Origin of the sequence: Spiroplasma gladiatoris, from assembly GCF_004379335.1 — a bacterium.
GTDB classification, from domain to species: domain Bacteria; phylum Bacillota_I; class Bacilli_A; order Mycoplasmatales; family Mycoplasmataceae; genus Spiroplasma_A; species Spiroplasma_A gladiatoris.
Window position 1 is genome coordinate 194,191 of record NZ_CP038013.1, and the last position, 26,201, is coordinate 220,391.

16 protein-coding genes and 1 pseudogene are annotated in these 26,201 nt (G+C 22.5%); 16 read left to right on the top strand and 1 reads right to left on the bottom strand.

Annotation, left to right across the window (positions count from 1 at the left end; genetic code table 4):
• The first annotated feature begins 85 nt into the window (after positions 1-85).
• From SGLAD_RS00925 to SGLAD_RS00980, 12 genes are all read left to right on the top strand, one after another.
• Complete coding sequence (locus SGLAD_RS00925) at positions 86-499, top strand: hypothetical protein (protein ID WP_134297168.1); 414 nt, start codon at positions 86-88, stop codon at positions 497-499.
• A 191-nt stretch (positions 500-690) separates the two neighbouring features.
• Positions 691-2,277 (top strand): ATP-binding cassette domain-containing protein, encoded by a 1,587-nt coding sequence (locus SGLAD_RS00930; RefSeq protein ID WP_166739146.1) that lies wholly within the window; start codon positions 691-693, stop codon positions 2,275-2,277.
• Between the two features lie 11 nt (positions 2,278-2,288).
• The gene (locus tag SGLAD_RS00935) at positions 2,289-3,899 is read left to right on the top strand and encodes an ATP-binding cassette domain-containing protein (protein ID WP_134297170.1); all 1,611 of its coding nucleotides are present in this window, start codon (positions 2,289-2,291) and stop codon (positions 3,897-3,899) included.
• A 3,667-nt stretch (positions 3,900-7,566) separates the two neighbouring features.
• Positions 7,567-8,256 carry a hypothetical protein gene (locus SGLAD_RS00940; protein ID WP_134297171.1) on the top strand — a complete coding sequence of 230 codons (690 nt, stop codon included), beginning with the start codon at positions 7,567-7,569 and terminating at the stop codon, positions 8,254-8,256.
• A 32-nt stretch (positions 8,257-8,288) separates the two neighbouring features.
• On the top strand, positions 8,289-10,115 hold the full coding sequence (locus tag SGLAD_RS05290) for an ATP-binding cassette domain-containing protein (RefSeq protein ID WP_166739147.1): 1,827 nt from the start codon (positions 8,289-8,291) through the stop codon (positions 10,113-10,115).
• Positions 10,116-10,248: 133 nt separating this feature from the next.
• Positions 10,249-14,097 carry an AAA domain-containing protein gene (locus SGLAD_RS00950; protein ID WP_134297172.1) on the top strand — a complete coding sequence of 1,283 codons (3,849 nt, stop codon included), beginning with the start codon at positions 10,249-10,251 and terminating at the stop codon, positions 14,095-14,097.
• A gap of 9 nt (positions 14,098-14,106) precedes the next feature.
• Positions 14,107-16,374: an RNA polymerase beta'' subunit family protein gene (locus SGLAD_RS00955; RefSeq protein WP_134297173.1), complete on the top strand. Its 2,268-nt coding sequence runs from the start codon at positions 14,107-14,109 to the stop codon at positions 16,372-16,374.
• 1 nt (position 16,375) lies between these two features.
• Entirely contained in the window at positions 16,376-17,467 is a 1,092-nt protein-coding gene (locus tag SGLAD_RS00960; protein ID WP_134297174.1) for a hypothetical protein, read from the top strand.
• 8 nt (positions 17,468-17,475) lie between these two features.
• The gene (locus tag SGLAD_RS00965) at positions 17,476-19,269 is read left to right on the top strand and encodes an AAA family ATPase (RefSeq protein WP_134297175.1); all 1,794 of its coding nucleotides are present in this window, start codon (positions 17,476-17,478) and stop codon (positions 19,267-19,269) included.
• Positions 19,269-19,865 (top strand): 4Fe-4S single cluster domain-containing protein, encoded by a 597-nt coding sequence (locus SGLAD_RS00970; RefSeq protein WP_134297176.1) that lies wholly within the window; start codon positions 19,269-19,271, stop codon positions 19,863-19,865. The genes SGLAD_RS00965 and SGLAD_RS00970 overlap by 1 nt, the downstream gene beginning before the upstream one ends.
• Positions 19,866-19,922: 57 nt before the next feature.
• The gene (locus SGLAD_RS00975) at positions 19,923-20,570 is read left to right on the top strand and encodes a nitroreductase family protein (RefSeq protein ID WP_134297177.1); all 648 of its coding nucleotides are present in this window, start codon (positions 19,923-19,925) and stop codon (positions 20,568-20,570) included.
• Between the two features lie 11 nt (positions 20,571-20,581).
• Positions 20,582-21,229, top strand: a complete 648-nt coding sequence (locus SGLAD_RS00980) for a nitroreductase family protein (protein WP_134297178.1) — start codon at positions 20,582-20,584, stop codon at positions 21,227-21,229.
• Positions 21,230-21,242: 13 nt separating this feature from the next.
• Here SGLAD_RS00980 and SGLAD_RS00985 read toward each other — a convergent pair whose 3' ends face one another.
• Positions 21,243-22,082 carry a bifunctional 5,10-methylenetetrahydrofolate dehydrogenase/5,10-methenyltetrahydrofolate cyclohydrolase gene (locus SGLAD_RS00985; protein ID WP_134297179.1) on the bottom strand — a complete coding sequence of 280 codons (840 nt, stop codon included), beginning with the start codon at positions 22,080-22,082 and terminating at the stop codon, positions 21,243-21,245.
• A gap of 67 nt (positions 22,083-22,149) precedes the next feature.
• On the opposite strand from SGLAD_RS00985, the gene SGLAD_RS00990 reads away from it, so the two are divergent.
• The 4 genes and pseudogenes from SGLAD_RS00990 (at position 22,150) to SGLAD_RS05445 (ending at position 26,199) form a co-directional block, all read left to right on the top strand.
• The gene (locus SGLAD_RS00990; RefSeq protein WP_134297180.1) at positions 22,150-23,715 is read left to right on the top strand and encodes a formate--tetrahydrofolate ligase; all 1,566 of its coding nucleotides are present in this window, start codon (positions 22,150-22,152) and stop codon (positions 23,713-23,715) included.
• A gap of 34 nt (positions 23,716-23,749) precedes the next feature.
• A complete protein-coding gene (locus SGLAD_RS00995) occupies positions 23,750-25,279 on the top strand; it encodes an APC family permease (protein ID WP_166739148.1) in 1,530 nt (509 codons plus the stop codon).
• Positions 25,280-25,415: 136 nt separating this feature from the next.
• Positions 25,416-25,958, top strand: a pseudogene (locus tag SGLAD_RS01000) (class II fructose-bisphosphate aldolase).
• Between the two features lie 85 nt (positions 25,959-26,043).
• Complete coding sequence (locus SGLAD_RS05445) at positions 26,044-26,199, top strand: hypothetical protein (protein ID WP_341785885.1); 156 nt, start codon at positions 26,044-26,046, stop codon at positions 26,197-26,199.
• Positions 26,200-26,201 lie beyond the last annotated feature (2 nt).

Genomic DNA, 26,201 nt, shown 5'->3' on the forward strand with positions numbered 1-26,201 from the left:
AAGTATTAGGAGTAATAGGGTTATAGACTCAAAAGCAACTATTATAAATTTTGCAATAGCTTGTAACATACAAAACCCTTCAGGTATGTTTGGTAATAATGGAGATAACACTATCAAAGATCTTACTTATGTTAAAGATTGTTCAAACTCAGATTTAGTAAAAATTCTTGAAGATGATATTATAGTAGATAAAGTTTTAAGTAAAGACTTTAGCAAAGATCAATTTAATAATTCAGTTATTAGTTTGAATGTACCAGGAACAATGTATGAAAGTATGGAACAGTATGATAGAATAAAAGTTTTATTTAAAGAAACACAAAATTATAATTTTAGCCATGATTTTAGTGATAAAACTTTTATTAATTTAAACATAATAACAATAAAAGGTAGTGTTGGAAATAAAGTTTTTGATTTATATTTTGTAAATTGTTATGTTGATATTAAAAATAAAAAATACAAATTAGGAGCAGATTATAAAGTAGAAGTTAGAGTTGAATAAAATTATTTAAAACTTTAAATCAAAAGGTATCAAAACCTTTTTTTTTTAAAAAAAGTATGTATTATAATTAAATTATTAGGATTAAATTAAATTCTAATAGTTAAAAAGAGTAATGAGAATATGAGTATAAATATAACGTATTAAAATATGTATTTTTTATTAGCAAATATTTTTATTATAGAAAGGAAATGATGAAAAAAATTATCAAAAAATATTGAATGCTTATTTTTTTATGCTTATTTTTTGAAGTAATTGGACAACTTTTATTTATAGGATCTAATTATTTTCAATATACAGTAGTAAATAAAGTAATTCAAGAAAACAAATCAATAAATGAAATTTGACTAGAAACATTATTTGCATTTGGTGGTGTTATAGTTTCACTTACTATAACTTATTTTTCTGATTTAATGAGATGTAGAATATCATATAAATTAAGAATTAATTTAAAACAAATTGTAAGCTTTAAAATTAATAGTTTAAGTGATGAAGAATATGAAAAAAATAAAAAAGGGGAATACATTTCATGATACAACAATGAAGTTGAAGCGATTAGTGCTGCTTTAGAAGCTAAACTAATATCGATTTATGTTAGTTTGGTATTAACAATTTTACCAATTACATTGTTATTTATTTTTGTTCATTGAATTGTTGGACTAGTAGCTTTATTTGGAGGATTACTAACAATATTTGTTCCTTCAATCGCTGGAATTTTTCTTTCCAAAAAATATCAAGAAATTGCAATGGAGCAAGGAGAATTTACTCAAGGTATAGAAAATTTAATTAATGGATATGCTGAATTTGCTTATCAAAATAAAAAAGGATTATTTAGATCTCTAATTGAAAAATTTTCAAACAAAATGGAATCTAAAGTAGCCAAAGTTAGTTACTTTACTTTTGGTATTTCTTTGTTAATTGGAATTTTACAAGTTGTTTTACAACAAAGTACATTTGTTGGATCAACTATTTTATATTACAATGGTATTGCTTCGCCAGGAGCTGTTATGGTTTCTATAAACTTTTCTGCTTACTTTATTGAAGGATTTTCAAGTTTAATTGAAAACATTACAAGTATTGGTAAAGGTAAAGGAATAATTAAAAAATATAAAAATATTAGAGAATATCAAGAGTATACAAAAAACTCAATTCCTTTTAAAGAATTAAATATAAATAAACTAAATTGTGAAATTGAACAAAAACAAATATTTAAAGACTTTAATTTGCAAATTGATGCAAATAAAAAATATTTAGTAGTTGGAGAGTCAGGTAAAGGAAAAACTACTTTATTTAAAATTATCTTTGGAATATTAAATAAATACTCAGGAGACTTAATTTTGAATAAAGAAATTAATTATAAAACTTTAGTTCCTGAGGATTTAAAAAATCTTTATTCATATGTACCGCAAGAAACTACAATATTTAATGATACTATTAGAAATAATATAAGTTTATGAAATAAAGAAATTGATGATAAAAAGATAATTGAAGCACTTAAAAAAGTAAATCTCTCAAGTTTATTAAAAGATAATACTTTAGATACTGTTATAAATTATGATAATAAAAACTTCTCTGGTGGAGAATTACAAAGAATAGCAATCGCAAGAGCGCTTGTTGATGAAAAACAAGTCATGATAATGGATGAGATAACAGCAAGTTTAGATAAAGAAAATCGTCAAAATATAGAAAATTTAGTTGGAGAACTAGACAAAACAGTCTTATATATTTCTCATACAACTAGTACAAATGACAAAAACTTTGATGTTGTTGTTAAATTATAGAAAGGTTTAATATGAAAAAATATTATTTTAAACTCTGGTATTTATATTTATTTATATTTATATTTGCTACAATCGCTAGTGGTTTAACAGCTTATTCTGTATTATCTCTTGGAAAAAGCATTGATTATGTTATATCTAAAGAAACTAATAAACTTATATTTGCATTATCTTTTTCAGTGGGAGGATTTGTTCTAGGAGTTTCTATTTCACAATTTAATAATTATGTATTAAGAGCAGCTTTATCAAAAAAACTTAATAATAGTTTAAGACAATTAATAGCAAAAAAAATAAATGCAATGTCTTATTCTGAGTATATTAAAAACAAAAAAGGTAACTATATATATTGATTAACAAATGATGTTAACACTATGGAACAATTAGTTTTTGGTTCAACTTTTGAAATTTTTGAAGTAATACCAACACTTATTATTATTGGTTATAGTTACTACACAATGCATTGAATGTTAGGTGTAGTTGCATTTTTAGCAACATGCTTTTTAATATTAATTCCTTATATTTTTGCAAAAAGAAAATCAAAAATTGAAAACAACCTTTCAAAACTATCTGAAGAGTTAAATTCAGAATCACTTTCTTTGATTAGAGGGTATAAAGAATTTTCTTATAGAAATAAAAAACCTTTATTTACTAAAATGATGCAAAATAGTTATATAGATTTTGAAAATCAAAAGTTTGGTCAAAATAAATTGTTAAAAACTCAAAAGTGAACAAGCAATTTATTATCAGTTGGGTCACAAGCTTTATTATCGTTTTTAGGAATATTATTTTATTCAATTAGCGTTAAAGATAGCAATAGTATATTTGCAGCAAGCGCCGGATCTGCTTTATCTGCTCCAGCTATGGCTTATCAACTTTTTATGATAGGAAGAACAACAATAAATATTTTTATAAATATGTACTCTGCAAAAGATGTAAGTAAAAAATTTAATACAAAAATAAAAAATGATATTGAAAATTATAGTCCTAAAGATTTAAATTTTGAAAATTTAGTAATAAATAATTTAAGTTATACAATTTCAAATAAACAAATTTTTAAAAATTTCAATCTTGAAATTGATAATAAGAAAAAATATTTACTGGTTGGAGAATCTGGAAAAGGAAAAACTACTTTATTTAAAATTATTTTTGGCTTAATTGAAAACTATCAAGGAGAAATTAAAATAAATAAAGAACTTGATTATAAAAAGACAGACAAAAGAGATATATGAAATTTAATAGCATATGTTCCACAAGAAAATATAATATATAATGCAAGCTTAAGAGATAATTTAACTTTATTTGATGACTCAATAAAGGATGAAAAATTATTAGAAATTATAAAACAAGTCAACTTATCAAAACTTCTAGAAAGTATTTCTTTAGATACTATTTTAAATAATGATGCAAAAAACTTATCTGGAGGAGAAGTTCAAAGAGTTGCAATTGCAAGAGCTTTGGTGCAAAATAAACCTTTTATGATTATGGATGAAATAACAGCTAGTTTAGATTTTGATAACAGACAAATTATTGAAAACTTAGTTGGGAAATTAGATAAAACAATTTTATATATTTCTCATACAACTGATTTTAATAATAAAAACTTTGACAAAACAATTCAGTTATAAAAATAAAAACTTTTAAAACTTATTTCATTTGTCTTCATTACAAAGTATTACTATATTTATTAATTATAACTCTCCAGATAATCTATTAAATTGCGTTTAAATTATAAACACGGTTGATCTAAAACTATTTTTACGTTTTAAAAACACAAAGCATTTTAATACTAGCTATCTAATATTTATTATGTTGAAAAAGTAATAAACTAATTTAAATTTTATTATGTTTTAATAAATATAGTTTTATAAACACGAGTAAACTAATGAACATAAAACAAATATTAAATATTTAAAAATTAAATATGATAAATAAAAAACTATAACAACTTATTTTTTAATATTTAATTTTAATTATTTACAAAAGTTTGAGTTTCACTAAAGTAAAGATTATTTCCTAAAACTATTCCTTTTTTTCAAACGAATACTCTTAATTATAAAACATAATGTTCAAAAAAAGTAGTGAGCGAATGGAATGTAGTTTGCCGCTTTACACAAATTGTGCAATTTAAAATCAAAACTTTCTTTCAAATCAACTTTAAAAAAATAAATCAGTTTACTATTTATATATAGTGTATTAAATTCTAATAAAACTAAAACTAAAATATAAGCTATAAATAAATAATTACCCAAGCTAAAAACATTTTGATTTATGATTATTGACTAAACAAGTCCTAACTCTATAATTAAAATTAACAAATAATTTAAATAGAATAAAAGGAGAAAGTTTTTAACTTTTAAATTTGCTTTTAAATTTTGAGTATTAGTTTTATTTTCTTCAAAGTCATTATTTTTTAGATAATTAACTTCATCTGATTTTTTAATTATTTTTTCTTTATAAATAAATATTATAGATAGTATAGCAAAGAAGTAAACAAAAATTAATGAACCCCATGTGTTGTTGTTAAAAATGAAAATGCAAATAATATAAATCCTAAACAGAAACTAAACCTATAATTTCTGAAAGCAAATTAATTTTTTTAAAATGCATAATTATTATAGCAACCGCGTTAATTAGTGTATAACCAATAGCAAATGAATATAGTATTATTTCTTCTGTAAAATTTTTAGTAATGCTAGGTTTGTAATTATTTAATATGTTATAAATAATAGTACCAATAGAAGATATTATATAAAGTAATCATATTAATGATATAAATATTTTATAATTTTTATATTTATATTAACTCACCTCTTTTTAAATTATTATTATAAATATAATACTATTTTACTTATCAAAATGTTTTTCATTATACAAAAAATATTTATTTGATTTGTTTTTAATAATTACTCTAAAGATTTACATAAATTTAACAAAACTATTTTAATAGAGAATTAAAGTATAATTTTTCTATTAAATTTTTGTTTATTAATAAGAGATTTTGTTATACATAACAATGTCATTCAAATAAAATAATATCTAAACTAATTACATTTAAATATACGCTTAATTTTATTTATTTTTATAAGTTTAATAAGTTATTAAATAAAAACTAAAAAAGTAAAATTTAATTTACTATATTTATAATTAAAGTATTTCACTAATGAATAATGAATGAGTATTTTAAATGTTTAGATAAAAATTTTATGTTAGTAGTATATACGCCATTATTTAAACACCTTTTTTTACCAAAGCTTGTTCTTAATTATGATTTAAATGAAGTTGTATTTTACAAGTGTTAATATAAGAGATATATAAGACGGTAGCTAAGTGATAATATTGAGTTTGACTTTAGCAAATATAGTATTTATAAAGCCAAGCAATTTATAATAAAATTGCATATGCACAAATTAATTATGATTTTATGCAGGAAGATAATTCCGGATATAGTGGTGGAGTTATTAAGGAAATTTCTAATCGTTATTATCAAAACATATGCTTATATAGCGTATAAAAATATTTACATATGATATTGAGAAAATAAGAAGTATAAATGCATAAAGCGTTTATGACAATAGTGGTTTATATAATCAAAACATAGTATTTTTTAAAATATAATATAATTTTTTTATACGTTTGATATTAAACTAGAATGTAATAAAATTCATATAAGAACTTCAACAATTGCTGGTAAATGAAAAAGTGATAAAAATTGATCTAATGTTAACTCTAAAGTTACTATTAGAGTTATAAGTATCAAATTAATTAATAAATAAAAGATAAAATCAGTTATTTGAACAACTATTAGTTTTCTATATTAATTTTTTAATATAAAGAACTTTTCAATGTTTCTAACAATTTTTTGCTAAAAATATTTTTGGGTTAATACATTATGTTGGAAGTTAATAATTTACAAAAACCTATGATAAAAAATAACTTTAGTATTTTTATTGATTTCTTAATGTTCTTGATGTTTCAATAATTGCGTTTGTTAACGCTAATGATTCTGAAAAACAAAAAATACAAAATGCATAGTTAATTAGTTAATATAAAAGAGTAAAAAATAAAATTTAATTTAGAGAGTTGTTATAAAAATAAAAACTTAAAAAAATTTGATTTAAATAATATCAAAATCATAAATTTAGGAGACATTAAAAGTTATGAAACAGATTATTCAAAAAAAGGTTTAGCCGACACCATTAAAAAAATTAATGATGTAATATTAAATCTAAATGATTTACAATAAAAAATAACGCGATTATTCATTGCAAAAAACAACAATCTTATTAGTAATGAAAATGAAAATCTATACAAGGAATTATAAAACTATTATATAAATACACGCATAATGAAAATTTTTCAAAAAGCTTAATTAATAATTTTAAGTCTAATACATATTTTGGTATAATATATGTAGTAAATGCAAATATTATAGATAATAATATTTATAAAAGTAAAATTAAATTGTAGGACTTTACTAATAATAGCAAGTTTTTAATTTTGAACTTATCAAAAAGTAAATTAGAAAATAAATATTAAATATTTTTACGTCTTTAAATTATAAAAATGATTTAGAAGTATGATTTTATTACGAGTTTTATATTAATAAAAGTAGTTACAATGTAAAAGAAAAAAGTTGATAAATATTAATAAATTAAATATATCAAATTTCATCAATGAAAATACTAGGTTTTGTGTTCATAACTTATCAAAAAAAGATTGCAAAAAGCTGTAATTAATTATTTAAAAAATATCTTAAAAAATAATATTTATATATTAAAATCTACTGATTATATTTTAATAATTACTCATTAGATAAAAATACAGATATATCAACAATTAGTTTGGTGGTTTTAGAAACAAGTAATAATTTAATGGAATCTAAAACATTTTTTTAAATATTAAGTAATAAAAATTTCTTTATAAAAAATTATTAGAATCAACGATTATAATTAATATTAATTATTTATTTTATATATTATTTATTCATTTTGTCTTTTAATTTTGGTTTATTAAAAACTTAGCTTAAATTTATTTACAGCCAAGTTTTTTTAAATACTAATGATGATTTAAAAAAACTTATTAATATTTATAATCATTATTATTTTAAAACTATGAACATATATTATTATTTGTAACATAATTTATTACCAATAAATTGTTATATAATTCACCTAAATATATTAATCTACTTTTTTGTACATAATCACGAGTAACTCATGCTTTTACATACAATAATATATTTTAAAAAAAATTTAAAAATATTATGTATAATATAATATTAAAGGTGAAAAAATGAGTTTAAAAGTAAAAAAAAATATTGCAAAAAAAAGACGGTATTATATTTTTATATTTATTCTGTTAATTTTTAAATTATCTATTCATGGGATATTTTCTTTTGAAATTATAAGTCAACTATTAGTAGATATTTTATTTAAATCAAACTTAATAATTTTATTAATAAGATTTCTAATTTTTTTAGGAATAGCCTTTATTTTTAAAAAAATAATTAACCAGGACTACTCAAACTCTAGAAAAAAAATTTTAAAAAAATCTAATTATTTTATAGTATTTTCAATAATGTTAATTGAGTATATATTTAATTTACAAAAAGTATTCTTTAAAAATAAAACAAGTTTTAGTTTGATTTGATATGAAGAATTTTTTATGTTTATTAAATGAAATTTGAGTTTATTTTTTATTTTAGTTCTTTTATTTATTAGTTATCTTATTTCTTATGATTTAAACTTTTTTGTTTATTCTATAGAAGAAGTGTTTAAAAAAATTTTTAAAAAAATTTTTAAGTTTTTAAAATGAGTAAAACTAATAAATAGTTTACTAATAAATTACTTAAATAAAATAATTTTAAATTTAATTTTAAAATTTAGATTATTATTTAATTTTATTTTATCTAATTTTATCAAAACTAAACAAATTACATTTTTAAAAACAATTTATGGTGATAATTTCTCAAAAAACTTTTAGAATAAGAAAAATTTTAAAAGAAGGAGAAAAAAATGTCAAATAATATGAAAGTAAAAAAACATTTAGAACTAAAAACAAATCAAAGTGGAATAGTAGTAGAAAATTTAGAAAAAAAATTTAAATCAGGTTATGGTATTGAAAATATTAATTTTATTGTTAAACCTGGAAAAGTTTTTGGTTATTTAGGACCAAACGGCGCTGGTAAGTCAACAACTATAAGATCTTTAATGGGTTTTATAAAACCAAATAAAGGTCATTCTGTTATTGAAAGTAAAAAAGAAAATAATATAGAAGAAATAATATCTTATGATTCATGAAATGATAAAGACCATACTCAAAAACTAATAGGATATGTTCCAGGAGAAATTGCTTTTCCTGAAAATATGACAGGTTTAAACTTATTAAAAATGGTTTACAAACTAAGAAACATGTCTAATTGAGAAGATGTCAAAAAATACATTTTTTATTGAGAGTTTGATCCAAACATGAAAATTAAAAAAATGTCTAAAGGAATGAAGCAAAAACTAGCCTTAGTTATTGCTTGAATGCATAATCCAGACATAATAATTTTAGACGAACCAACTACTGGTTTAGACCCTTTAATGCAAGAAAAGTTTGTTTCATTAGTTAAAAAGTCAAAAGATGAAGGTAAAGCAATTATTATGTCTTCTCATATTTTTTCTGAAATTGAAAAAACATGTGATACAGTTGCTATTATAAAAAAAGGACAAATAGTATCTTTAATTGATGTAAAAGATATTCATTATAATGAAGAAAAAACTTATGAAATTAAGTTTAATGAAAAGTTAGATAAAAAAGAATTAGAATCTGAATTTTGAAGTGTTGAATCAATTAAAGATAAAACAGCGTTTATAATTGTAAAAAATCAGCATGTAAATGAATTTTTATCATTTGTAACAAAACAAAAAGTGGAATTCTTAAAAGAGCACCCTTTAGATTTAGAACAATATTTTATGAAATACTATGAAAATGAAATTTCTACAGTAGTTAAAGAAAATATTGATAATTTTAATCAAAATATAAAACCTGCTTCAAAACATCAAGCTAAGTTAGAATTTATAAAAAGAAGTTATAAAAGAATGTCGCCACTATGGTTATTCTTAACAATACTACCAGTTGCAATGTTAGTGGCTTTCTTTTTAACTTTAAAATTCAATGGAAGTTTTGATATTGATAGTAATTTAACAGGATTAGAATTGTTAACTAAAAAAGTACAAATGAAAGTTAAATTTGATCAGATATTGAATATGATGTTTTTTGGTAATATGGGATATTTACTAGCTGTTGTATTCGTTGTAGTAACTTCTGGATCTATAATATCTGGTGAAGTAGAAAAAGGTACAATGTCAAACTTATTAACTACTAACTTAACAAGAAAAAGCATTGTAATAACAAAAATCTTAGTATTTATAAGTTTAATAACTATAGCAGTATTAGTAGAATGAGTTGTTACAATTATATTAATTTATGGAATAAACGAACAAGAGTTTTTTGATATAAAAAAATTAACTATTAAATTTTTAGGATTATTTTTATTACTATTATTAATAAGTTCTATTGGTTTTTTAGCAAGTACTTATTTCAATAGAGGAGTTCACACTTTATCTGTTATTGGTGTAATTGTTATAATTTCATTAGTATTATCAATAGTATCGGCATCTGATGAGTCATTAGAGTGAATGAAGTATTTATCAATCAACACTTTATTTGACTACTCAAAGATTGATGTAGATAAATTATCAACGTTTTTAGGTCAATACATTTTTATGGGATTAGCTTCAATTGGTCTATATACAGGTTCTTATTTTATATTTACAAAAAAAGACTTACCTTTATAAAATATTACTCATTATTACAAACTCTAAATAATTATTTATTTAGAGTTTTTTTATTTTGATATAACTCAAAAACCTTGTTAAATAGTAATAAAATCTATAAATGATATAATATTAATTATGGGTAGGTGAGTTTATGGCTAATGTGATAGAAAATGATGGCACTAAAGAAATATTTCTAGATTTTTCTTATCTTCAAAATGTTATGTTCAAAGATAATGTTTTGGAATTAGACAATATTATTTCAAAATTAGATATAGAAAACATAAACTCTTATCAAGAACTGCAGCTTTTTTTAAGAAACTCTATGATTAAACAAGCTTTTATTTGCTTAATTGATGATAAAACTAGAAAAATTAATAAAAAAGATAAAAATAGTATTGTATATGATGCAATTATAAGAGTGGAATTAAACACAACAAGTCAATCAAAAATGCCAAAAGATACTTATCTTGGGTTTTTTGTAAATATAGATCCTCAAAAACCATATTTAACAATTGCTTCAATCTTTCAAACAAGATTAAAACCAATTGCTCAAGAATTTGAATCACTAGTACAAGAATCAAGAATTCAGATAATAAAGTATCAAGGACAAATTACTCCTGAAGAAGTTTTAAGAAGAAATGTTTTTAACTCTTCTAATATTGCTTCGATTGGAAAATTAGTTTCTAAATTTGAAGAAGAAAAAAATAAATGATTAAACTATTTAGAATTTAGTTATGATTTATTGCAATCTCAAAGAAAATTTTCTTTACCTTATCTTAATTCAAAAATTATTAAAGTTATAAAAATAGAAAGAAACAATTTTTATAATGACTCTATAAAAAAAGTAAAAATATTATTAACTAATTATAATAATTTTTTTGTAGATTTTAAATATTTAGATTTAGTTAAAGATTTAAATATTGAATTTGAAACTTCAAATTTAATAATACTAGATGTTTTATTTAATAATTACAAAGTTTTAGAAAGTTTGAAAAAGCTTAAAGAATTATCAATAGTACCTTTAAATACAAACGTTAATCTACCAGCTCTTTATGATTTAACAAAAAATATAGCTGAAATTTTTGATTTTAGCTTTGATAAAATTTTAGATAATTCAAAAATGATCAATTTAAATAATCTAATTTTAGAAAAAGAGGATAAAGTTACACTTATTGATTATTGAAAAGAAAAAAAAGAAATTTTATTCGGAGGAGAAGTAGAATTAAAAGAATTAGCTAAAGAAAATGAAGATTTTTTAAATCAATTACAAGTTACACAATTAGTATATGAAATAGATCAAGAGATTAATACAAACTTGTTTTCGAAAAATATTAATTATGAAAACTTAGATTCTGGTTATCTTGCTTATGTTGGATTTGGTGATGATGTATTGATTGAAAGAGGAAGACAAGTTTTAAAAAGAATATCAGAAGGAAATATAAAAAATCCATATTTAATTAATTACTTATTCAATACCAAATTAATTGACTTATCACAAGAAAATCAAAATTGAGAAATTAAAAAAGAAGAGTATTATTATTCTTTAAATTACGAACAAAAAGAAGCTGTAAAAAAAGCAATAAATTCTAAAGATGTATTTTTACTTCAAGGTCCACCAGGAACTGGAAAAACACAAGTAATTTGTGAGATTATTTATCAACTGACAAGACAAAATAGAAAAATTTTAATTTCTAGTCAAAATCATGAAGCTATAAAAAATGTTGTAGATAGATTGCCGTATGAACCAAACATAAACAGAATAAGATTAACTAATCAAATTAATGTCAAATCTAAAACTAGTAATAATTTTTCACCAGAAAGATGTGTATACAATTATTATAAATCTTTAACCAAGTCAATGTTTGACGATATGAGCTTTGAACAAAATCAAATTGAACATTTAAATGAAATTGAAAATAATTTAGAAAAATTAATTATAAATAATAAAGGTTATCATCAAAATAATAATCAACTTAGAGAAATTCAAAATCAAATTGAAAGCATTAATGAAGAGATAAATTTTATTAAGTCAAAAGAAATCGAAAACATACACAAAAAAAATGAAGTTAAAGAAGAATTATTAAATATAGAAAATTTAATTTCAGTATTAAGTGATTTTAATTTTAACGTAGCTATAAATATTTCTGATTCAATTAATAAAGTTTTTAATCATGAAATAAAATTTATGTTTGAAGAGTTTGTTTTAAATAATATCAAAGAAAATATTTTAGAAACAAACTTATTTTTAAAAATAAAAAAAGTTTGTGAAGCAATATTATTTAAAGATGATGTTTTTGTTTCCATAAAAGAATCTAAGCAAAGAATATTAAATTTAAAAAGAGATGCAGAATTTGATCTAGCCAATAAAGAAGAAGAAACTTTAATAGGTTTAGAAAAATTATTGTTAAATAATTTAGTTATTAGTAATTTAATTGAAATTTTATCTACTTTTAGAAAAAGTCTTTTAAATTTAAAAACAGATCTTATTTATAAATTAGAAAATCTAAATCAACATGAAAGCTCTGAAGAAATACTAAATACTTTGGAAGTTAAAAAAAATGAATTATATGTAAATAGAGAAAAGTTAATTGAAACAACAGGGAATAATTCAAAAGAAATTAGAGAATTAATTAAGTATGCAAATAATAAATTTAAACTTAACTTAGGATTAATGGATGTAGATTTAGAAATTCAGATAAAAGAACAATTAAATAAATTAAGAAAAAAATTAGAAATAAGTAAACAAAAAAATGAAAGTTTAAAAGATTTTTACAATATGGTTTCTGGTTATGTTAGTGAAAATTATAATATTGATAATGATTGATCAAAAGAATTATCAACGCAAGAGTTTACTAGGCAAATGGTGCAAGACTCAAGAAGATACACTAACTCTGTTTTAAATAATTTAATCAATGTATATGCAATGACATTAACTTCTACTAACATGTTTAGATTTAATAAAGATGAAAATGCAAAAAAATTAGGACTTGAAGAAATTAATTTAAGAACAATGGATGTAGATGTAGTTATAATTGATGAAGCCTCAAAAGCAACATTATTAGAAATTTTAATGCCTTTAATATATGGAAAAACATTAATTTTAGTTGGAGACTATCGTCAACTACCGCCAATCTTAAAATTAAAACAAAGTGATGTTGATTTAGTTAATAATATGACTAATAAAAATTATAACTATCAAGAATTATTTGAGTTATTAGATAAATCTGCTTTTAAAAATTTAATAGCCGCAAGAAATAAATCTATCACTACAATGTTAAAAACCCAGTACAGAAGCCATAGACAAATTATGGAAGTTGTTAATAAATTTTATGATAATGAATTAAGAGTCGAACAGCAAGTTAGTGATCAAAAAAAACATGATTTAATTGTAAACTCAACTCATTGTAATGAAATAATAAACTCAAAAAGTTCTGTTTATTGAGTTGATTCAACTTATGATATTAATAATGAAATTTACTATGAACAAGGAGAAGAGTATTCAACAAGTTTGTTTAACGAATTAGAAGTTAAAATTACATGTCAACTAATTAAAGATATAGATAAATCTATTAAAAATAAAAAAATTTCTTATAAACCAAGTTTAGCTATTATTAGTTTTTATGGACTACATGTTGAAAAGCTTAAAAAAAGTATAAAAAAAATTAATATAAAAAATATAGATTTAATAATAAGTACTGTTGATGATTTTCAAGGAAAAGAAGCAGATTATGTTATTGTGAATATGGTCAGAAACCCAAAAAGATTATCATCACAAAACGGAAGAGAGTTTTTAAAAAAATATGAGAGAATCAACGTAGCCTTTAGTAGAGCTAAGGAATTACTTTTAATTATTGGTGCGCAAAGAGCTGTTGGAGATATTGTCGTACAAATACCAACTGTTGCTGATCCAAATATTTCAAACACATATGAAGTTTATTCTGATATTATTGCAAAAATTTATCATGAAGGTGGGCTTTTAACAACAAAAGATATTTTGTAGGAGGAAAAAATGGTATTTGATAAAGTTGAATTTATTTACAGTAAAGATATATTGCCATTAAAAATTATATATTCAGAAATTAGAAAACCAACTCTAATTGAATTTTTAGTTTTATCAATTATCTTAGAACATCCTAATAAGCAAAATAGTTTACAAGAAATTCTTCAAGAAGATTTTAAAATTATTAATACAGAATTATTTGAAAGAGCATTAAAAGATTTAATAACTTATAAAATAGTTGATTTAAATAAATCAAAAGCTGGTTGAAGTACATTAGGTATGGATATAGAAATCGAAAAATTACAAATCGAAAAAAATATTATAAATAGCTTTTTAAAAAAAGATTTCATAATTTCTCAAAGTAACAAAGGTTATGATATAAAGTGAGCTTTTGATCAAATTAATAATAGTTGCGAATTAATAAATGAAGTTTATTGAGATAAACGAGTCAATGATGTTAAGTATTCTTTTAAGTATGAAAAAGATTATGAGAATGAAAATTTTTGAAATAGTAAAATAATAATGGAAAAATTAAATGATTTTATAAAAAATAATGTTGAAATTTTTGGAACTAACTTTGTTTTTGAAAGTTTAAAAATCAATAATGAATTTGACATTGAAAATATAAAGATAGCAAAACCTTTATTGGTAAAGTCTGCATGTGCAATTGAACTTAAAGTTAAAATTATAAAAAATAAATTTGAAGTTCAAACAGATGATATTGATTTAAAAACTTTTTTAAATCAAAATACTACCTTGCAAAAAGATATTGTAGAAAGTGTTATAATACAATATAACAAAAAAATATTAGACACATTGGTTCCTAAAAGAGATTTTATTTCTAATGAAGATTTTGAAAAAGAGGAAATTAACATTGGAAGTATAAATATAAAGACTAGTCAAAATTTATTATTAATCAATAATCAAGATATAAAAAGTTTTGATAAACTTTTAAACATAAAACATTTACTTTCAAGTGCTAAAACAATAATTTTTTATAATACAAAAGCAAACAATAAAACAATAGAAACAAAAAACGGTAGAATAATTTCTTATGTAGAAAGTACAAATGATGAAATATTAAACAAAAATTCTTTAATATATATTGATTCAGAAAATAATTTAACTGGTTTTGCTATCACCAATTATGAAATTGACTTTTTAAAAATTAAAACTCCAGTTGCTTATAAATTTAAGTATAAAAATAAAATTAATTTAAAACAAGTATTTGAAAATAATTTAGAACGTGTTTTAGAAAGTTATAAAGAAGAACTATTAACTGATGAAATAGATAAATCTACAATTACATTTTTATTTTTAAAACGTCTAGGTTTAGAGCAAAAACTTAATGATATATTGTTTGACTATTTAAAAAAAGATATTGATCAAGGAAAAAAATTTAAAAGTTTGATAAGTATATTTTCTAAAGAAAATAATAAAGAAGCTATAAATTTTTTAGAAAATATTTTAAAAAACGTTTTTATAGAGCTTTCTAAAAAAAGAAATTCACAAAATATTATAGATCTATTAGAAAGATATAATTTTGAAAATAAAAATATTTTTATTGAACTTATTATTAATATTAATTTAGATGACGAATTAGATAATATTTTGAGAATAAATACTTTATTAGAAAATAAAAATTTAGACGGATGAAAAATTAATATAAGAAATTGTTTAACTTCACTTTTTAAGTATGCCAAAAATAAAAATATCCCAAGTTTACTTGATGAAAATAATTTTACTTCAGTAATCTACAAACAACATGCAAACATAATAAATAGTATAGGGAAAATTACTAAATATTTATATCAAGAAAATTTTGATAAAGTTAAAGATAGTTATTTTAGTTTACTAAATAAAATTTTAGACCTGATTAAATCATTTAGCTACATAAATAATTTTAAAGACTATTTAATTGCAGTTTCTGAATGCTTAACCCCTTTTTATAAAGCATATTATGATTATAAAATTAAAGAAATTCAATATATGGATAAAGAGTCAAACGAATATATTTTAGAAACTAAATCAGCAAACTTTATAAATCATATTGAAGAACAATTAGATTTAATAATCTCTAATGAAGCAATAACTTTTCCGATTGAGATTAAAATAGAGTGAGCAAAACATATCAATAAAAAAATTAATGAAGTTGAAAATATTTTAAATAACGATAGTGCTATTTTATATTTAGCCCTTAATATTGTTTTTGGAAAAAAAGAAGTTTACTCAAAAGAAAGTTTAATAAACTTTCAAAATAGAATAAGAGGTATTTAATATGAGCATGACAGCAGAAGAAGTGTTGTTAAATTGTAAAAAACAATTTGACTTTATTAATACTGAAATTAACACATTATTAAAATACATACAAGAGCTTATTTTGGAATGCAAAGATATCGATAATTCAAACTTTTTTTTAGAACAATTTAAAGAGTTAGAAAAAAAAGTTAAATACGAATTAGAAGATTTTAAAAAGGCACAAGATTATGTTGATGAAGTTCAAGAAGATACACATGTTAAAACAGAAAGATATCATGAAATTCAAAGATTTGCAGAAAGGAAAAGAAATAGTTTAGCAGACTTTAAAGCAGAAGTATTAGCTTTAAGAAAAGATATAGTAAAAAAAGAACAAAACACAATTGCTAAAAAATTAAATGACTCTCTATTTAAAAATTATGAAGATTTAAAAATAAGTTTGATACAACAACAAAAAGATGTGGATACAAAAACATTGGTAAAAAATTATTTTGAAAATAATGAAGAAATTTTAAAAAACAAAAATCATGATCAAATAGTTGAAATTATAAATAACTACATCATAAACGAAAAACAAGATGTAACTGTTTTGGCAAAAGAAGTCATTAGTAATACAATAAAAGAGTATAAAGAAGATAACGATATATTAAATTCATTCAAAAATGATGCGCTTGAACTTCTAAAGGATTTAAACCAAGACAACTTCTTTAAAAAAATTAAAAGATTTTATTCCAATTCTTTAAAGAATATTGAAAATGAAATAGTTAGAAAAGATAATGTTAAAAAAATAATTCAAGCTATTGAAGATATAGGCTATCATGTTAACGAAAATAATGTGAGAAAAATAGAAGAAAAAAACTTGATTATTATTCATGCTCAAAAAGAAACTGGCGAGTCAGCTGATTTTGCTGTAAAATTAGACGGAAGTATTGTTTATAATTATGAAGGCTTCGAAGGACATGAACATGATGTTGATGCTAATGATTTTTTAAATAAATTAAAAGAGTATGGAATTAACTCTAGTGAAGCATTCAATAAACAATATAGAGAACCAAAATATGTAGCTAAACATAAAGAATTAATCAAAAACAAAAAAACAAATCAAAATAATTAGGAGAATTTATGAGTGTAAAAAGAGAAATGCAACAACTAAAAAATTTAGTTGGAATTAAAAAAGCTTTAATTATTGAAGGGAATGTTGATGATATTTATTTTTCAGAAGGTAAGTTTATAAATATTCATGAGTTTATAAGTAATATTTTTAAAGAAAAACTTTTTGCTGATAATTTTATTTATGATATAAACTCTGGCATTAGAGGAAGTAAGTTAAAAAACTTAATAATAAATAATGAAAAACAAAGTAAAGAACAAGATATTAATGACATGTTTGGTCAAAATGATAATCAAAAATCAGATAATGATAATAAAATGTCTTTGAAAAAAATTATTGATTTTTATAAAATATTAAATTCTAATATCAATAGAGAAGATGAAAGAAAAATAGGATTTTTAGTAGATTATACTAATTTTGTATTTAGTGATCAAAGTTTAGACGCAGAAGATAGAATGGTTCTAACAGAATTTAGTAAAACTTTAAAAGAATCAAAATTTATTTTATCAAAAGTTGATGAATTAACAAATTGCGTTATATTTTTAACTCAAAAAATTAATCAATTGCCACCAAGTCTTTATTTAGATAACCCAGAAATTTCAATTTTAACAATACCAAAACCTAATAGAGAGGAAAGAAAAGAATTTTTATATTCAATTAAATCAATGATAAAAGTTATTGATATAGAATTAGAATTTGAAAATATAGTTGATGCAACAGAAGGTTGAACATTAAAAGAACTATCACATTTTGTAAAATTTAGTTGTAACTTTAAACAATCTTTAACTTTTAATAAAATGTTTAACATTTATAAATACGGAGAAAAAGTTTCTCCTTGAGAAGATCTTGATTATGAAAAAATGAAGAAAATCAAAGAAGATTTAAAATCTAAGGTTATAGGACAAGATGATGCAATTGATAAAGTATCTAAAGTTATTTATAAAGCTTTTACAGGATTAACAGGAATTACTTACTCTTCTAAAAGGTCTAAACCAAAAGGAACATTATTTTTTGTAGGTCCAACAGGTACTGGTAAAACTGAATTAGCAAAAGCGATTACAAAGTTTTTATTTAATGATGAAGCTAATTTAATTAGATTTGATATGTCAGAATATGGTCAAGACAATGCAGATCAAAAATTAATTGGAGCGCCTCCCGGATATGTTGGTTTTGAAGGTGGGGGGCAATTAACTAATGCTATTAAAGAAAAACCGTTTTCAGTAATATTGTTTGACGAAATTGAAAAAGCTAGTCCAAAAATATTTGATAAGTTTTTACAAATTTTAGAAGACGGAAGATTAACAGATAATACTGGTCAAACTGTAAGTTTTAGTGAAAGTTTTATAATCTTTACTTCAAATATTGGTGCATCAGAAGTTGAACCAAATGAAAATAAAGAAATAGTTTATAAACAATTTATTAAAAAAGTTCAAAATCATTTTACTAATGAATTAAATAGACCTGAATTATTAGGAAGATTTGGCAATAATATTGTTCCATTTAATTTTATTAGAGATGAAAAATTAAAGGCAAAAATTGTTGCTCAAAAAGTAAAACCACTACAAATAGCAATTTATGAAAAATACAAAGTAGAATTACACATAAACTTAAATGATACAAATATTCTAAACATAATCTTAAAGGATGCAAATGAAAGAAGAGGAGGAAGAGATGTTCTAAACTCTCTTGAAACCAATCTTGTAGATCCACTTTCTGAATATATTTTTGAAAACTTAATACTTATGAAACCTAATACAAAAATATTTGTAGAAGCAAATATAAATAAATTAAGTTTTAAAATTTAATGGCAAATATAAATATCGCAAAAATATTAATGGTAAGTGAGATTGAAGGTCCTGGAAAAAGGTTTGTAGTGTGATTTCAAGGATGTAATATTGGTTGTAAAGGTTGCTGCAATAAAGAATTACTTGAATTAAAACCAAAAATTTTTATTCCAATTGAAATTTTGCTTGAAAAAATATTAGAAGCAAAAATAGATTTTAATATTGAAGGTATAACAATTTTGGGTGGTGAACCTTTTTTACAACCCGATGCTTTAAAAGAATTAGTAGAATTTTGTGCAAAAAATTCTTTAACAATAGTTTGTTTTACAGGATATATTTATGAAAAGCTATTAGAAGAATATGATAGTATTCTAAAATATATTGATATATTAATTGACGGACCTTTTATAATGAGTCAATTAGATATTAAAAGAAGACTTATAGGAAGTAAAAACCAAAGAGTTATAAAAATAACAAAAAATTATAAAGATTGTGATTATTTCGAAAAGCCTTATTCTCAAGTAGAAATACAATTATATAAAAGCAGAGTTTCTATTAATGGAGATGGTGTTGTCTTTGATAATGAAAAAGGAGAGTTTATTTTTAAATTAAAATAAATCTTTTTTTATATTTTTTTATATAATTTAAACATACGAAAGAATGGAGATAATAATATGCCAAAAAGTTTAGAGTTATTAAAAACAAGAAGATCTGCAAAACGTTGACAAGAACATATAAGTTTAACAGATGAACAAAAAAAATCAGTTCTAGAAGCAATTAGATTTGCACCTTCTTCAAATGGAATGGAACCATATAGAACTTTATTTATTGAAAATATGAGTTTAAGAAAAGAACTTAACCAAGCTTTTTTTGGACAAGCAGGCGTTTTAACTGCTTCTGGATTAATTATTTGAATAACACCTAGCGAAAATTTACTTGAAACAAAAATAGTTCCTGAACAATCAAAAAGAAATATACCAGATGAACATGCAAGTTTAAGGGAAGGTAAAATAAATGGTTTAAGAGCTACATGAAAAAATCATAACGTTTCAGCTAATGAATGATGCGCAAGACAAGCATACATTTCTTTAGGGGGTATGGTCATTGTTGCAGCAGAATTAGGATTGAACACTTGTCCTTTAGAAGGTTTTGTTCCATTAGAGGTTGAGGAAGTTTTATCTAAAAACGGTTTAATAGATATTAATAATGAAAAAGTTAGTTTAGCTTGTTTTATTGGTAAAGTTAATGAGAATTCAGAAATGCATTATTATTTTGAAAAAACAAGAAAACCAAAAGAAGAAGCATATAGAATTATTGACTAGGTAAGGATTAGATGACAAATACACATAAATTTATGATCGAAAGAAGATCTGCTAAAAGATATCAAGAAAATTTTAAAATAGAAAAATCGCAAATTAAAGAGTTGTTAGAAATAATTAGATACTCTCCAACGTCATATGGAATGGAAGCTTATAAAGTTTATTGCATATTAAATCAAGAAATTAAAGAAGAAATGTTTAGTGCTTTTAAAAACCAACCAGCAGTTAAGGAGTGCAGTGCATTAATAATTTGAACGGTTTTTAAAGAAGAATATATGAAAAACTTTCATATTGAAAAACAAGCAAGAACAATAACTAATCCTGAAAATGATAAAGGTTACAACTATATTCAAGAAGGTATTAAAGGTTTTTTAGTTTATCAAAATGTGAGCATGGAAAACTGGTTGGCTAGACAAGTTTATATTTCATTAGGAGCATTAACAATAGCTATTAAAGAAATGAATCTAGATTGTTGTCCTGTTGAAGGTTTTGTTCGTGAAGAATTAGACAATATTTTAAGTAAACATAATATCATAGATAATAAAATTGAAACATCAACAGTATGTTTATTTTTAGGAAAAATTGATGATACTAAAAAAAATCATTATAGTTATAAAAGACATAAAAAAACTCCAGAAGAAACATACAAAATTATTGAATAAAAAAAATACAAAACTAAATGTTTTGTAAATATAATTCATAAACATTTTCTAATAGACAAGCGATAGTCATTGGCCCAACACCACCTGGAACTGGAGTGATTAATTTTACGTTATCTTGTACTTCATTAAAATTGACATCTCCACAGTATTTCCCATCAACAAAGTTGGCACCAACATCGATAATCGTCATATTTTTATTTACAAATTCACTTGTAACTAAATTAGCACAACCTGCAGCAGATATTAAAATATCTGCTTTTTTTGCTATATTTGCAGTATTTTTAGTTTGTGTATTACAAACTGTAACTGTTGCTGATTTATTAATTAACATGTTAGCTAAAGGTTTTCCTACAATATTGCTTCTACCAATTATTACAACATTTGAACCTTTAATTTCAACATTTTTTCACTCCAATAATTTTATAATTCCATTTGGTGTTGCTGGAAATATTTTTGATGTTCCCAACATTACATTACCAAGAGTTATTGGGTTAAAACCATCAGCATCTTTTTTATAAGATATAACACTATTTACAACTGTTGAGTCAATATGATTTGGAAGTGGTAATTGAACAATAATTCCATCAACTATGTGATCATTGTTTAAATTTTCTATAATTTCTAATAAATCTTTTTGAGTTATATTTTCATCAAGCTTTTTAAAATCACAAAGCATACCAATTTTTTCAACTGATTTAATTTTATGTTTAATGTATTTGTTGCTTGCTAAGTTATTACCAACTTGTATAATAACTATTTTTGGTAATCTTTTATCTTTTAATTCTTTAATTTTTTCTTTCAACTTATTTAATAAAATATTTGAATATTCTTTTCCGTCAATTAAGTTTTGCATATTTTTTTTCCTTTTATTTTTTCATTATATAATTAAAATGATAAATTACAATGAAAAGGATTAAGAAATGAAAAAAATAGCAAGTATTTTAGAAAGTTTTAATATTGATAAAGATGATTATGAATTTTATGGCAAAGATATTGTAAAAATAGATTTTACAAAATATCAAAACTTAAAGAAAAAAGGAAATCTTATTTTAATAACCTCTATTAACCCAAAACCTTCTGGAGAAGGAAAAACAACAACAGCAATTGCTATAACCGATGGATTAAACTTAATTGGTAAAAAAGCAATGATAGCTTTAAGAGAACCAAGTTTAGGTCCTGTTTTTGGAGCTAAAGGTACGGCAACTGGCGGAGGAGAAAGTGAAGTTTTACCTGTGGAAAGAATTAATATGCATTTTACAGGTGACTTGCACGCAATAACTTCAGCAAATAACTTAATTTCAGCTGTTATTGATAATGAAATATATTGAGGGACAAAATTGAATATCGATATAAACAGAATTGTTTGAAAAAGATGTATGGATTTAAATGATAGAGCACTAAGAAATGTAGAAGTGCAAATTAAAAAAAATATAAAAAGAAAAGATAAATTTACCATTACAGCAGCAAGTGACATGATGACAATATTGTGTCTATCAAAAAATATGGAAGATCTAAAAACGAGATTGGAAAATACAATTGTTGCTTATGATGTTGAAGGTAAAGAAATTTTTTTGAAAGACTTGAATGTTGTTGGATCTGTTTTAGCTTTATTAGTAGATGCAATAAAACCAAATCTAGTATTATCAAAATATAACTCTCCCAGTCTTATTCACCTAGGTCCATTTGCGAATATTGCAATTGGTACAAATTCAATAATATCTTCTCAATTAGCTTTAAAATTAGCAGATTATGCTATAGTTGAGTCTGGTTTTGGTAGTGACTTGGGATTTGAAAAATTCATGAATGTTGTTAATTATGATAAGGATTTAATTCCTGATTGTGTTGTGATGGTAGTCACGATAGCTTCATTAAGATTGCATGATGATTTTATAAACAACTTTTATCATTTAGAACAACATTTAAAACATGTTGAATTATACAATTTAAATTTAGTTGTGGCAATTAATGTAATGAATGGAGATTCACAAGAAGAAGTTGATCTTCTAACAAAGTGATTAACCAAAAACAATTACAGCTTTGAACGAAATAATGGTTATCTAGAAGGGCCGCAAGGTTCAAAAAAATTAGCACAAAAAATTGTAGAAATTTGTGATAATAAAAAAAATATAAAATGATTAATTAATAAAGAAGACTCATTAGAAACAAAAATAAAAAAAGTAATAAATAATTTTTATTATTTAAAAGATTATGATTTTTCTGAAAATGTATTAAACAAATTAAAAATTTTAAATAATTCTAAATATGCAAATCTTCCAATTTGTATGGTAAAAGAACATAGTAAAATTGATGGAAACATAGCTAATTTAGAAAATTACAAAATAATGATTCGAGACATTGAATTAAACAGTGGAGCACAATTTATTTTGGTTTACACAAACTCAGTTTTTAGTATGCCTGGTTTATCAAAAGAGGCTAACTTTAAAGATATTAATGTTGATAATAATAAAATCACTGGTTTGAAATAAACAACCACTTTTAAAAAAGCAAAGAAAGGAAATTATGCTAAATATTAACAAAAAAAATAAAGTAAAAAATAAAATTTTTGAGTTTCTAACAATTTTTTCAATGGTTATTGGGTTAGTTGTTGGTTCTGGAATTTATTTAAAAAATAGAAGTGCAGAAGGTGGAGTTTTAAATGCAGCAAAAGATAATCCTTATCTTGCAATAATAATTTGAATTTTTATAGGAATTGTATGTACTTTAATGATTGTTTCTTTTTTAGAAATATCTTCAGCAATCAAAAAAGATCAACATAATACATTATTATCTTGATCTTCTAAATTTATTTCAAGAAGAGCTGCTTCAGCATTTTCAATATTTTATGTGACATTTTATATGCCAATATTAGCGGCATTAGGGGCAGTTTTTACAATAAGTGTTACATTTGAATATGGACTTAATCCATTTTTAACAGCAATAGGAAAGTCAAAACTTTCAGAAGCTTTTAGCAATACTTCATATAATGCTTTAAAAATTACACTAGCTTCAATTATATTAATAGGATTTCAATTATTAAATTATTTTAGTGAAAAACCTAGTCAAATCATTCAAACAATTTGTACTTTTACAAAGTTTCTACCATTAATAGTAGTTTTGATAGGAGGATTTGTATTATACTTAACAAACAATGTAGCGGATATAAATGGTGACCCAGGAGGACAAAATAGTTTTCAAAGTTCGTCCAATCAGTGAAAATTTTGATCGTTTTTTGCAACAGTTGTTCCAGTTATTTTTGCTTTTGATGGATTTATTCATGCAGTTACTCTACAAAAAGATGTAGAACATAAAAAAGTTGTAGAACCAGCTTTATATGCAGGAATTCTTGCAATAACATTGTTTTATATATTGATAACTATTGCTATATTTATTGGTGCAAATGACGGAAATATTTTTAAATTATTTGATAATTTATTTGTCAAGACTCCAATTATAAGCTTTTTATTTAAACTTATAATCGCATTTACAGTAGCGACATTATGTAATGGATATACAAACTTATTACCTAAAACTATTCAATCAGCTGCTCATGAAGGTTTTTTATACTTTGGAAAAGATAGTTTAAATTTGAGCAAGAAAAAAGCTTCAATTATTGCGATATTAATTACATTAGTTTTATTTTATATAACAATTATATTATCTTTAAGTGTTAATCCTCTAAGAGACAATACTCCTCCAGACTATGCTTTTATAAGTGAAACTCTATCAACTTCAACAGTAATATATGCATTTATTATTTACTATACTTTAATAGTTGGTGTTGTACATAATAGAAGAACAAAAAAAATAGAAACAAAAAAAGTAAAAGGTGGTTTTACAATAGGAATAATAAACTTAGTCGTATTATCTTTAATACTGCCTTACGTATATTTTGAGTATTTAATAAGACCATTTATAACATTAAATCAAGATTCAATGATATGTGCGGTCGCTTCTTTTATAATTTTAATTCCAATAGCTATTTTTTATTTTGTAAACGAATTCAAAATTAAAAAATCTACTGTAAATGATTCAAAAAACAAAGTTGTTTAAACTTTGTTTTTTTTCTAAAAAATATCTATTTTTTTAGAAAAATTTTTATATATATGATTAACTTGTAAGGAGTAATAATGAAAGCGAGTTTAAAAAAATAATTAATCAAAGCAAGAAATGGAAATATGCAGTTCCAGTGTTTAACTTTAATAACTTAGAAATGATAAAAGGAATATTTGAAGCAGCAGAAGAAGAAAATTCACCCGTTATACTTATGGCCACCGAAAGCGCGGCATTATATATGGGGTTAGATAATGTTTTTGCATTTGCTTTGTTAGCTACAAATAAAGCAAAAACACCTGTTGTATTACATTGAAATCATGTTTTAACATTAAACTTATAAAAAAGCAGTTGATGTAGGTTTTTCATGTGTGATGTTGGACTCATCTTTAAACCATTTAATCAAAATGTTAAAGAAACTTTAGAAGTTGTAGAGTATGTAAAAAAACATGGGGTTGAAGTAGAATCGGAAATTGGACACGTTGGAGTTAAAGAAGATTATAGAAACTCTTCTTCCAATGGTTATACAGATGTTAAAGAAGCATTAGATTTTAATAAATTAACACAAATTGATGCACTAGCAATAGCAATTTGAACAAATCATGGTTTATTTAAAGGCAAAATAAAATTGCAATTTGAACTTTTAGAACAATTAAAACAAAAAATTAAAACCCTTTAGTTTTACATATATCAAGTCAAGTTCCTTTAGAAGATTTAAAAAACCAATTAGTTTAGGAATCACAAAAATTAATATAGGAACCGATTTGAAGATTGCTTGCTCAAATGGAATTAAATCTTGTTTTGAAAAAAACTATACAGGTTATGATGCTAGAAAATATGGCAAAAGTGCTATTGATTTTGTAAAAGCAGAAGCAATAAAAAAAATTAGAGCATTCAGTTCAAACAATAAAGGTAGTTAAAT